General features: G+C 42.8%; 9 protein-coding genes and 1 pseudogene. 4 read left to right on the forward strand and 6 right to left on the reverse strand.

Going from position 1 to position 12,703, the window contains the following annotated elements:
- Positions 1-89 precede the first annotated feature (89 nt).
- Positions 90-2,690, forward strand: coding sequence for an ATP-dependent chaperone ClpB (gene clpB / locus ACILP5_RS06220; protein ID WP_395617791.1), 2,601 nt, complete (start codon positions 90-92; stop codon positions 2,688-2,690).
- A 100-nt stretch (positions 2,691-2,790) separates the two neighbouring features.
- Here the strand turns inward: clpB and ACILP5_RS06225 are convergent, their stop codons facing one another.
- The 3 genes from ACILP5_RS06225 to ACILP5_RS06235 are packed head-to-tail and all read right to left on the reverse strand — an operon-like array spanning position 2,791 to position 5,551.
- Positions 2,791-4,149, reverse strand: a complete 1,359-nt coding sequence (locus ACILP5_RS06225; RefSeq protein WP_395617792.1) for an aldehyde dehydrogenase (NADP(+)) — start codon at positions 4,147-4,149, stop codon at positions 2,791-2,793.
- Positions 4,149-4,970, reverse strand: a complete 822-nt coding sequence (locus ACILP5_RS06230; RefSeq protein ID WP_395617793.1) for a fumarylacetoacetate hydrolase family protein — start codon at positions 4,968-4,970, stop codon at positions 4,149-4,151. The genes ACILP5_RS06225 and ACILP5_RS06230 overlap by 1 nt, the downstream gene beginning before the upstream one ends.
- A complete protein-coding gene (locus tag ACILP5_RS06235; RefSeq protein WP_395617794.1) occupies positions 4,967-5,551 on the reverse strand; it encodes an IMPACT family protein in 585 nt (194 codons plus the stop codon). Before ACILP5_RS06235 ends, ACILP5_RS06230 begins: the two co-directional genes overlap by 4 nt.
- A 64-nt stretch (positions 5,552-5,615) precedes the next feature.
- On the opposite strand from ACILP5_RS06235, the gene ACILP5_RS06240 reads away from it, so the two are divergent.
- From ACILP5_RS06240 to rocF, 3 genes are all read left to right on the forward strand, one after another.
- Positions 5,616-7,124 carry an NFACT RNA binding domain-containing protein gene (locus ACILP5_RS06240; protein ID WP_395617795.1) on the forward strand — a complete coding sequence of 503 codons (1,509 nt, stop codon included), beginning with the start codon at positions 5,616-5,618 and terminating at the stop codon, positions 7,122-7,124.
- A gap of 61 nt (positions 7,125-7,185) precedes the next feature.
- Positions 7,186-8,856 (forward strand): sodium/sugar symporter, encoded by a 1,671-nt coding sequence (locus tag ACILP5_RS06245; protein ID WP_395617796.1) that lies wholly within the window; start codon positions 7,186-7,188, stop codon positions 8,854-8,856.
- 216 nt (positions 8,857-9,072) lie between these two features.
- Entirely contained in the window at positions 9,073-10,020 is a 948-nt protein-coding gene (rocF, locus tag ACILP5_RS06250) for an arginase (protein ID WP_395617797.1), read from the forward strand.
- Positions 10,021-10,185: 165 nt separating this feature from the next.
- On the opposite strand, the gene acs is transcribed toward rocF, so the two are convergent.
- The 3 genes and pseudogenes from acs to ACILP5_RS06265 all read right to left on the reverse strand — a co-directional run.
- Entirely contained in the window at positions 10,186-12,075 is a 1,890-nt protein-coding gene (gene acs / locus ACILP5_RS06255; protein ID WP_395617798.1) for an acetate--CoA ligase, read from the reverse strand.
- Between the two features lie 2 nt (positions 12,076-12,077).
- Positions 12,078-12,296 (reverse strand): DUF6814 family protein, encoded by a 219-nt coding sequence (locus tag ACILP5_RS06260; RefSeq protein ID WP_395617799.1) that lies wholly within the window; start codon positions 12,294-12,296, stop codon positions 12,078-12,080.
- Positions 12,293-12,703, reverse strand: a pseudogene (locus tag ACILP5_RS06265) (MFS transporter); the annotation flags it as partial. The pseudogene ACILP5_RS06265 and the gene ACILP5_RS06260, both read right to left, overlap by 4 nt.

Consider the following 12,703-nt stretch of genomic DNA (forward strand, 5'->3'; position numbering starts at 1 on the left):
TATTCTTTTTTACTGGTCTTTTAGTGTCATTTTTTCCGAATTATTCAATTGGGTATTTATTTGCTAAGTAGTGTGAAAACCTAGCCGATATGAATCCAAATAATTATACATCACAAGCTGGAATAGTCATTCAAAACGCGATGGAAATCGCGAGTACGAATGGCCAGCAAGCCATTGAAACGGGGCATCTATTGCAAGCCATCTTGCAAGACGACACCCAAACATCTGCTTTTCTCTTAAAGAAGAATAACGTGTCTGTTCAGCAGATTCAAGACAAACTTCAAGGCATTCTTTCTACCTACCCGAAAGTTTCAGGCACCCAGCCCTATGCGAGTAATGCTTTACAACAGGTATTAACGAAAGCGGAGGCGTTGAAGACGGAATTTGGTGATTCGTATGTGAGTGTAGAGTTACTTTTTCTCGCACTCATTGAATCCAAAGATGCCATCGGGGAATTATTAAAGTCGGTAGGCATTACGAGTACAAATTTTAAGAAATCCATCATAGAACTTAGAGGAAATAGAAAAGTGAACGATCCACATGCAGAAAGTACTTACCAGTCTTTGGAGAAATACGGTAAGAATTTAAATGAATTAGCGAAGGCCGGAAAAATCGATCCGGTAATCGGACGTGACGAAGAGATTCGCCGGGTCTTGCAAATTTTATCTCGTCGTACGAAGAATAACCCTATACTTTTAGGTGAGCCAGGGGTAGGTAAAACCGCCATTGTTGAAGGCCTTGCGCAACGTATTGTTTCAGGTGACGTGCCTGAAAACTTGAAATCCAAGGTCGTGATGTCGCTCGATATGGGTCTTTTAGTCGCGGGAGCGAAGTACAAAGGGGAATTTGAGGAGCGTTTGAAAGCGGTCATCAAAGAGGTAACGGATTCCGACGGAGAAATTGTGTTGTTCATCGATGAGATTCATACCTTGATAGGTGCAGGCGGCGGAGGCGAAGGAGCAATGGATGCGGCGAACTTATTAAAACCCGCTTTAGCCCGTGGAGAACTGCATGCAATAGGTGCCACGACTTTGAAAGAGTACCAAAAGTATATCGAGAAAGACAAAGCCCTGGAGCGTCGTTTTCAATCCGTTTTAGTGGAAGAACCCGATGTGGCTGATGCCATTTCAATTCTGCGTGGTATCAAGGACAAATACGAATTACACCACGGAGTGCGTATCCAAGATGACGCGGTCATTGCGGCTGTCGAATTATCAAACCGCTATATTTCGGATCGTTTCTTGCCGGATAAAGCGATCGATTTAATGGATGAAGCGGCTGCCAAAATGCGCCTTGAGATCGATTCCGTTCCAGAAGAAATCGATGATATTCAGCGTAAAATTATGCAGCTAGAGATCGAACGCGAGGCGATTAGAAGAGAAAATAACAAAGAGAAGGAAACGATTTTAACGCGAGATTTAGCAGATTTATCGGAGAAAAGAGGTGAATTGAAGGCCATTTGGCAGTCAGAAAAATCTGTTCTTGATGCCGTTCGCGCTGAGAAAGAAACAATCGATCGGTTAAAATTAGAAGCAGAACAAGCCGAACGCCAAGGGGATTACGGCAAAGTAGCGGAGATTCGCTATGGTCGATTAGTCGAGTCGGAGCAAAAACTAAAAGATATGCAGACGCATTCAGCGGGTGAAAACTCGATGTTGCAAGAGGAAGTAACTGCGGAGAATGTGGCGGAAGTAGTGGCCAAATGGACTGGAATACCTGTCAGCCGTATGTTGCAAACCGAAGTAGAGAAATTATTGCACCTAGAAGACGAATTGCACAAACGTGTGGCAGGTCAAGACCAGGCCATCGAGATGGTTTCTGACGCGGTTCGCCGCTCTAGAGCTGGTTTACAAGACCCCAAACGTCCGATTGGTTCGTTCATTTTCTTGGGTACGACCGGGGTGGGTAAGACGGAATTAGCCAAAACTTTGGCCTCCTACTTATTTAACGACGAAAATGCCATGGTCCGCATCGATATGTCCGAATTTCAAGAACGACATTCCGTAAGTCGCCTGGTGGGAGCGCCTCCGGGATACGTAGGATACGATGAGGGTGGACAATTAACGGAAGCCGTGCGTCGCAAACCCTACTCTGTCGTTTTACTAGATGAGATTGAAAAGGCGCATCCTGATGTTTGGAACATCTTATTGCAGGTGTTAGACGAAGGTCGATTAACGGACAACAAAGGTCGCACCGCGAACTTCAAGAATACGATCATCATCATGACATCAAACATCGGTAGCCACTTGATTCAAGAGAAAATGGCGCAGATGGAAGGCTGGAATAATGCGTTGATTTTAGAGGAGACTAAAGAAGAGGTGATGACCTTGTTAAAACAAGTCGTTCGTCCTGAATTTTTAAACCGTGTGGACGAGGTGGTTTTATTCGAACCGTTGACCTTAGAACATGCGCGCAAAATTTTAGCCATTCAGTTCAAAGAGGTTCAGAGGCGTTTAGCTGACCAACATATTACCTTGGAAGCAACGGAAGATGCTTTGAATAAATTGGCGGCGGATGGTTATGACCCGAATTATGGTGGTCGTCCGATGAAGCGTGTGCTTCAGAAAGCGGTACTTAATGAATTGTCTAAGGCTATTTTATCTGGTAAAATCGTGAAAGATTCGGCGGTGATGATGGAGTTAGGTGCTGATGGGGAGTTGGTGTTTGAAAACGTGGTTTTAGAAATTTGAAATTCAAATTTCTAAAATTAGAGTAGAGATAAGAGAGTATAGAGTAAAGATAAAAGATTGGACGTCTCTCATCTATACTCTCTACTCTCTACTCTAAAATCTATACTCTATTCTGAAGGCACACCATCCTAACAAACCTGTAAATAGCTTGCGTCCCCACACTCGTACTGCGAGAATCCGTGGTAGCAGGGAAAGGACCTCCGTGAACCATAGCGCCTGAAACTTCTACGCCTGTAGGGAAACCGTTGAATAATAGACGGCCTACCTTTTGTAACAAGGTATCAATTAATTCATCTGATATTTCCGTTTTAGTTCCGTGAATAGTTCCAGTTAACTGACCGTCGAGTGATTCGATGAAGGAAATCATTTCCGCTTCATCTTCGACTAAAATGGCCACTGTGCAGGGTCCGAAAACTTCCTCTAGAATTACCCGATTCGCTGATGCGGCTTCAGCCACAAATAAGGCTGGGGAAGGTAAATCACGCGAAGTTAATTTTTTCGAATGTTGTGCCAGATTTAAAACGCCTGCTGTGTAGGCATCCGCTATCCCTGGGGTTAAAAACGTCCCTAAAGGAAGTTTATCTAATTCTTCTGCCAATAAATCTAAGAAACCGGCATTCTTTTTCTGAAGTATCAGTAAGCCAGGATTTGTGCAAAATTGTCCCACACCCATACAAACAGAACCAGCTAAACCGGCAGCGAGGGCGGCAGGGTTTTCTGCGATTTTATTTGATAAAAGTATTACTGGGTTCACACTACCCATTTCCGCATAGACTGGAACGGGGTGTGGTCTGCGCACCGCAAGGTCATAGAGGGCTTTTCCTCCACGATAAGAACCGGTAAAACCGACCGCTTGAATATCTGGGTGTTGCACTAGATGAGAACCTACTTCATGAGATGCACCGTGAATTAAAAGAAATACGCCTTCAGGTAAACCGCATGAAGCGACCGCTTTAGAAATGGCTCCACCCACGAGATTGCCTGTTTTAGGATGAGCTGGATGGGCTTTGAAAATAACAGGACAGCCTGCTGCTAGCGCAGAAATGGTATCGCCACCGGCCACTGAAAAGGCAAGGGGGAAGTTACTAGCGCCAAAAACAGCAATAGGTCCAAGTGGAATTTGGGTTTGAAATAAATCTGGTTTAGGTAGCGGAGCACGGTCAGGCTGAGCTGGATCGTGGATCTCTTTTTTCCAGGCTGGATTTGAGATGAAATCAGCAAAAGCCTGTATTTGACCTGTGGTACGTCCCCGTTCACCCGTAATACGAGCTTCCGGAAGATGTGATTCTGCGCAGGCTGTTTGGATTAACTCATCACCGATTGCCATTATTTCACGCGAAATGGCTAGAAGAAATTCAGCGCGTTTCGCATCTGAAATACGACGGTAAATGGGAAATGCGGCTTTTGAAGCTGCTACGGCTAAGTCGATTTCTGCAATCGAAGCGTCTGTATAATTCATTAGGCAACGGTTTGAATAAGGGTTCCAATAGGTTCAATCGTGATGTGGATGCTGTCCCCAGATTGTAGAGTGAATGGCGGATCTGGAACGATGCAAGTTCCGGTCATCAAATATACACCAGAAGGGAAGGACATTTCACGGGTTAAATAATCCACTAATTCGGCGTGAGAACGCTTCATTTGAGAGATTTCCGTGTCGCCTTGGAATACGCTTTCGCCGTTTCGGTAGATTTCCATGGAGATTACCGTGCTAGGTGCTAAGGGTTTTTCCGTCACAAGTAGGCAGGGTCCGAGGCCGGCTGCTGCGTCATATACTTTGGCCTGAGGCAAATACAAGGGGTTTTCGCCCTCGATATCCCGGGAACTCATATCGTTGCCGATGCTGTAACCAGCTAATTCACCGTGTTTATTGACGAATAGTGTCAATTCTGGTTCTGGTACATTCCAAAAAGAATCCTTTCGAATACGCACTTTGCCACCAGAACCTACTGAACGTAGACGATTTCCTTTGTAGAAGATTTCAGGTCGAACGGCATCGTAGACTTTATCGTAAAAAGTATCGCCGCCTGATTCTTTGGATTCCTCCATTCGGGCTACCTTACTGCGTAAATAGGTCACGCCAGCCGCCCAAATTTCTTGTGAATCGATCGGGCAAAGAGGATTTTCGATTTTGGCCTCCTGAAAATTCAGAGATGCGCAATGTTGAAATAGCTGAGACTGGTTAATAAAGTCATCCCAGTTGCCAGGAACGGAACAAACGAGGCCCTGTTGATTCTGTAATTGAATCCCAGAGGCAGTCAAATAAATTTTAAAAAAGTTCATAGGTTGTCTAGAGATGCATCAATCTCTGCGGCGTGCCGAGATGGATAAGTCAATTCAAAGGTACAAAGGTTATCAATAACTTGATTTACTAGTTGGATGGGGTGTTTCTTGCAAATTTTCATCACCTCGTTCATCTGAGCGTAGCTAAATTCGATGCTCCGAACGCTCATTGGCTCTTTTTCATAAATTGCCGCATTCGCCAGCGCATCGATCGCCCCTTCCTTGTAGGCATGAATCAGGCCAGACACCCCCAGTAAGGTTCCACCAAAATACCGAACCACTGCCACTAAAACAAAGTGCACATTGTGTGATAAAATTGTATTTAAAATGGGTTTTCCAGCACTTCCGGAAGGTTCTCCGTCATCATTCGAGCGAGCTTCCTCTGGCGTAAAACCCAGGCGATAGGCATAGCAGATATGTCTGGCTTTGGGATGTGCTTCTTTTAGGGTGGCTAAATGGCTTTTGATTTCTTCCAAATCTTTCACCGGATATGCCCAGCTGATGAATTTACTTCCTTTATCTTTGTAAAGTCCTTCAGCAGGTTTCGCGATAGTGAGATAGGAGTCGGGTATCAATGACATGAGGATAAATTTAAGCTAAGCGATGCATAATAACTATTATTTTCTGCGGATTTTATCGAGCCATTTGCGGCAGATATTGATGTATGCGCGTTTAAAACAGTGTTTTTCGCAGGAGAAGGATGAATTGGTTTTAGGTTTTGAACGCCAAAACGGAGACGACTTCTACATCAAATGTTCACTCGGTCCCCAGTTCTCTAGCTTACAATTCCCCGAATCCTTTCACCGAGCTGGTCGAAATTCCATCGATCTTTTCTCCGATTTACTCCTAGCCGAAGTCCAGGAAGTGGAGATGTACGAAAATGAGAGAGCCTTTGGGATTCATTTTCTGGGTAATTATGTGCTAGTTTTTAAGCTTTTTGGTAACCGCGCCAATTTGATTTTATATCGCGACGGGGAATATGATTCTCAGTTCCAAAAGCGCTTGAAAAAGGACGATGAGCTAGTATTGTCTGGCATATCAAGATCAATTGATCAGAGTTTTGAGGCCTTTCAAGTCACAGATGGTGACTATTTCCCCCTTTTCCCCACTTTAGGAAAAGAGGCCCAGGCTTGGCTGGCCGCTCAAGGTTTCGAGAACCTGAACCTCAAAGACCGCTGGGCATTATTACAGAAGATGCTTGAAATACTCGATGAGGGGCATTTTTATGTGTTCAAGACGCCTAAAGGAATTGGATTTACTTTATTCCCACCTTCAGAGAATTTGCTTTATAAGTCAACCGATCCCATTGCCGCATTAAACCAGTTTTATGTGCTGCATTATTCGGTAGGGGAGTTTACAAGAGAGAAAAGTCAGGTGCAGGATGGCTTGGAACGAAATCTAGCCAAATCCCAACTCTACTTACAAGAACTCGAGAAGCAGAAGGTGATCAGAGAGACCAATGTGCCATTTGAGGAAATAGGTAATATTTTGATGGCCTATTTGCATCTCATTCCAGAAGGGGAGAGCAAGGTGACTTTGGAGGATTTCTATCGAAATCAACCGATTACGATTAAGTTGAATTCTACTTTAAGTCCGGCTGCGAATGCAGAGAATTACTATCGTAAGGCAAAGAATTTCAGTAAAGAATTGGCTCATTGGGAGGAGAACATTGCCCGTAAGCAGCAGGAAATCGAAGAAATCAAAGCTAAATTAATCGCTTTAGAATCCGTCGAAACCAGAAAAGGTTTGAAGCCCTTTTTAGCCATCGCCTTATCGAAAAATACAACAGAGGAGTTACCTTTCAAGCAGTTTGAAGTGGAAGGATGGGTGATTTGGGTAGGTAAGAATGCAAAAAACAATGATTTGCTGACGCTGAAATATGCAAAAAAACAGGATATCTGGCTTCATGCACGAGATGTTTCCGGTTCACATGTCATCATCCGAAATCCCCAAAATAAAACTGTTCCTGCCTTCGTCATTGAAAAAGCAGCTAGTTTAGCAGCCTATTTTTCTAAAAGACAGACAGAATCTTTTTGTCCAGTGATTGTTACATCGAAGAAATATGTGAGAAAAACAAAGGATCTACTACCAGGTATGGTCATTGTCGATAGGGAAGAGGAAGTGGTTTTAGTGAAACCCGAGCTTTGGGATTAGCACAATTCCGATAAAAATCTTAATTTAGACAATTAAAGACCAAAATTAACTACAAAACTCTATGCAATCAAACGGTTTACAAACACTCGATTACCTCGTTTTTCTCTTTTATTTCGTAGTAGTAGCTGGGTACGGCTATTGGATTTACAACAAGAAAAAATCTGAATTATCTGACTCAAATGACTTCTTTTTAGCAGAAGGTTCTCTAACTTGGTGGGCGATTGGTGCGTCACTAATTGCATCTAATATCTCTGCAGAGCAATTTATTGGTATGTCAGGTAATGGTTTCAGACTCGGTCTGGCCATTGCAACTTACGAATGGATGGCAGCAGCGACCTTACTAATAGTAGCGATTTTCTTCATGCCGATCTATTTGAAGAACAAAATCTTCACCATGCCTCAATTCTTATCGCAACGTTATTCTCCCACAGTGAGTTTAATTATGGCCGTTTTCTGGTTAATGTTGTACGTAGCGGTGAATTTGACGTCTATTTTGTATTTAGGAGCCCTAGCGGTAACGACTATTTCAGGTATTGACTTCACGGTTTGTATGATTGGAATGTCTGTATTTGCAGTAATTATCACCTTAGGTGGTATGAAAGTAATTGGATATACGGATGTTATTCAAGTGTTCTTTTTGATTTTAGGGGGACTTGCAACGACTTATTTGGCATTACAAATGGTCTCTGATCACTTCGGTGGTGAGGGTATGATGAGCGGATTAAATCATTTGATGACCAAAGCACCTGAACATTTCCACATGATTTTGAACAAGGATAACGCGAATTATCCATCCCTTCCAGGTCTTACCGTGTTAATCGGAGGTATGTGGATTATTAATTTGAACTATTGGGGATGTAACCAATACATTACTCAACGCGCTTTAGGAGCAGATCTCCCAACAGCTCGTAACGGTATTTTGTTCGCTGCATTTTTGAAAATGTTGATGCCTATTATCGTGGTTTTACCAGGTATCGCGGCTTATTTGTTGCACAAGGACGGTATGTTCCAGCAGGAGATGTTGAAAGACGGTGTAATCAACCAAGATAGTGCCTATCCAGTTTTATTGAACTTATTGCCTGCTGGTTTAAAAGGTCTATCCTTTGCAGCCTTAACAGCAGCTGTTGTAGCTTCTATGGCAGGTAAAGCGAATTCAATTTCTACGATCTTTACGTTAGATATCTACAAGAAATACATCAATACAGGTGCTTCAGAGAAGCAATTAGTTTCAATCGGACGAATTGCGGTAGTAGCTTCCATGGTGTTGGCGATTGCGATTGCACCATTTATGGGTATCGACAAAAAAGGTGGTTTTGAGTTCATTCAAGAGTATACCGGATATGTTTCTCCAGGTATTTTTGCCTTGTTTATTCTAGGTTTCTTCTGGAAAAGAACAACTTCCAATGCAGCACTATTTGCCTTAATTGGCGGGGTTACCTTCTCGATTTTATCGAAATACATTCCTACTTGGACGGGCGTTAATGATTGTATGTTCTATACGGCATTCCTTGATGGCGATGTGTATATGATTCCATTCATGGACCGCATGGGCTGGGTATTCATCTTCTGCGTGGTTTCTATGGTGATTATCTCCCTAGCTGATCCGGCGAGCAAGAACAATCCGAAAGGTTTAGAGATTGATGCCAAAATGTTCAAGTTAGAGCCATCTTTCATTTTAGGTACGGTTGTAGTGGTGATGGGATTGATTGCTCTTTATACTTATTTTTGGTAAAAGTTTCAGGTAAGGGTTTTAAAATTGTGCTGCGCAATAATTTTGTAAACCCTTACCTGAAATTTTTTCTGGTGATTAATTGACTAAGCCGCTTGCGGCGACTAAGCTGCGTAGCAGCGACTAAGACAAAGTCGACTAAGTCACAAAGTGACGACTAAGCTGCGTAGCAGCTGCACATTGACTAAGTTGCGCAGCAACGACTACATCAACAAAACCATGATTATTAAACTTCTTAAAAACCGGTCTGATATCGGTGCTGGGACGCGAGGATCGGACATGGGTATAGATGCCTTAGAAATTGCGGCTATCAATAAGGATGATGATTTTTTTCATCGCCATCTTTTTGAGGATATTGCTACTCATAACGAAACTATATACCAAAAGAATATCAATAGTTTTGCTAAAAGAATAGAACATGTTTTGCAACAATGCGAAAGAGTTTGTGATTCTGTTTCAACCAATCTACAAAAGGGCTATTTTCCAATCGTTTTATCCGGAGATCATTCATCCGCATTGGGCGTAATTAGCGGAATAAAAAAAGCCTATCCAGAGAAAAAGCTAGGGGTGGTTTGGATAGATGCACATGCAGATTTACATTCCCCATTTACATCTCCCTCGGGCAATATACATGGTATGCCATTAGCGGCAGCTATGAATTTGGATAACTTGGACTGTCGAATAAATCAAGTTTCAAATGAGACGGTTAATTCGTGGCAGCAATTAAAAAATATAGGTATTCAAGGGCCCAAAATGTCTCCAGAACAGTTGGTTTATTTTGGTTTAAGGGATTTTGAGAGTGCGGAGGAATCTCTTATTAATCAGTTTGACGTGATGCATTTTAAAGTAGAACAAATGCGTCAGGAAGGGATTAATGAATGTGTCCAAAAAGCCATTCTCCATTTGCAATCAACCGATATAATTTTTATTTCCTTTGACGTGGATTCGCTGGATTGTGATCAAATATCCTATGGAACTGGTACTCCAGTTAAGTCAGGATTTACCTCTGAAGAAGCCCTTTCAATTATTGAATTATTTATTTCTACGAGAAAAGTTGCTTGTCTAGAAGTAGCTGAAATTAACCCCTTGCTTGATAATAAGGGGAATAAGATGGCAGAAACGGCGTTTGATGTTTTGGCCAAATTAGAGAAGCATATCACGCAGTAGACAGTAGCCAGTGATCAGTAGACAGTGGGCAAAGTTCAAAGAGCAAAGTTCAAAGAATGTATATTCAATATCTCTGAATGTATCGCCGCAGGCGATTCCAACTTTGTACTTTTTGCTTTGATCTTTGTTCTTTGTTTCAGGAGTTTATAAAAACGCAAAGCGTTTTTATAAGGCTCCGGAAATAATCGAATCCACCACTCCCGGATCCAACAACGTAGATGTATCTCCCAAACTACCAAATTCACCCTCAGCTACTTTTCGTAAGATGCGGCGCATGATTTTGCCGGAACGGGTTTTAGGTAAACCGGTAACGAATTGAATCTTGTCTGGTTTTGCAATCGGTCCAATGACACGAGTAACGGTCGCTAAAATATCTTTGCGCATTAACGCATCATTCTCTGGCATATGCTCACAGATGACATAGGCATAGATTCCCTGTCCTTTGACATCATGAGGGAAACCTACTACTGCTGATTCCACAACGCCTGTGTGCATATTGATCGCATTTTCTACTTCAGCAGTGCCTATACGGTGTCCTGAAATATTCATGACATCATCTACACGCCCTGTGATGCGGTAATAGCCATCCTCATCCCGCATACATCCATCTCCAGTGAAATAGAGTCCCGGATACGTAGAGAAATAGGTTGATTTGCAACGCTCGTGATCCCCGTAGGTGGTGCGAATGATTCCTGGCCAAGGATATTTGATACATAAATTTCCATTTACGCCATTGCCTTCTATCTCTTTGCCGTTTTCGTCAACGAGTATAGGTTGAACACCTGGCAATGGTAAAGTGGCATAGGCTGGCTTTAATGGGGTAATTCCGGCGATAGGCGAAATCATGTGACCACCTGTTTCGGTTTGCCACCACGTATCAACAATAGGGCATTTCCCTTTGCCAACGTGATCATTGTACCAATGCCATGCTTCCACATTTAACGGTTCACCTACGGAACCTAGGACGCGTAGTGAGCTCAAGTCTTTGTTGGTGATGTATTCATTTCCCATTCCCATCAGTGATCTAATCGCTGTAGGTGCGGTGTAGAAAATGTTGACTTGGTGTCTTTTGATGATGTCCCAAAAACGTCCCGCTTCCGGATAGGTAGGAACACCCTCGAATAAAATGGATTTTGCGCCATTTAAAAGCGGTCCATAGACTAAATAGGAGTGGCCCGTAATCCAGCCAATATCTGCGGTGCAGAAATAAACTTCGCCTGGATTGTATTGGAATACATTTGCGAATGTATAGGCCGTGTAAACCATGTAGCCACCACAGGTGTGAACGACACCTTTTGGCTTTCCTGTAGAACCTGAAGTATATAAAATAAACAAGGGGTCTTCTGAGTTCATGACTTCAGCTGGGCAATCTGCTGAAGCTTCGTGCTCAGCTTCATCCCACCAAAGATCCCGACCCTCCAGCATGGAAACTGGAGTATTTGTCCGACGTTTAACAATCACTTTTTCGACAGATGGACAATTCGCAATGGCGTCATCTACCGTTTCTTTCATGGGAATCTCCTTGTTCCCACGAACGGCTCCATCAGTCGTTAAAACGATTTTGCAGGTCGCATCATTGACGCGATCCGCTATGGATTGGGCAGAGAATCCGCCAAAAATAACGGAGTGAATCGCCCCAATTCGAGCGCAAGCTAAAACGGCAATCGCTAATTCAGGAATCATCGGCATGTAAATGCACACACGATCTCCTTTTTCAACCCCTTGTGATTTTAAGGCATTGGCCACTTTGCAAACACGAGTGTAAAGTTCGCGGTAGGTCAGAGTTACGGCTGCATCACCTGGTTCATTGGGCTCATAGATAATGGCTGCTTGATCAGGAATCGTCTTTAAATGGCGATCTAGGCAGTTAGTGGTTATGTTTAATTGACCGTCTTCAAACCATTTGACCGAATAATCGTCAAAACTCCAGTCTAGGACTTTCGTAAATGGTTTAGACCATTCAAATTCATTCGCGATGCTCGCCCAGAATTTCTCTGGTTCTTGCACGCTTAATTCATACGTTTTCTGGTAATCCGCTAGGCTGGTAATTCTCATAATTAAATGTTGTCAAATTCTCCCTGAAGGGAATAATAGCCAAAAAGGCTCATTCCAATCGAAATGAGAGGTGCTAATACAAAGGTGTAAATGATGGCAGGGACGAGGTCGTTACCGCCTTTGGCCCATAAAGGAACCGCTTGAAAATAAATCAAATAAATGCCTGCACCGATTCCTAGACCGATCCAAACTATGCCTAAAATGCGTTTGATGAGGTTCATGCTGCTGCTTTTTTATCTGATTTGATGTAAATAACTCCGATCACCACGCAGACACTAATTAAAGCGATAGGGTAGTTTAATCCTTCTAAATAGGGTTTTTGAACGACTCCTGCCGTTTGCGCATTCGAGACTAAAAAAGTCGCTATGGCGGGCATCAATCCCCCAAAAACGCCATTTCCAATGTGGTAAGGCAAGGACATGGAGGTATATCGAATTTTTGTCGGGAACATCTCCACTAAAAACGCAGCAATAGGGCCATAGGCCATGGTTACGAAAGAAATGAGGCAAAATACATAACCGATGAGTGTCCACTGATCTGTCTCATTTATTTTAATGCTAATCTTGGATTCTGTTTTGTCAGACGAAATCTCTGTGATGATATTTTTATACGAACTACCATCTGTAAA

It is taken from the genome of Aquirufa sp. (assembly GCF_044239315.1).
Lineage (GTDB): Bacteria > Bacteroidota > Bacteroidia > Cytophagales > Spirosomataceae > Aquirufa.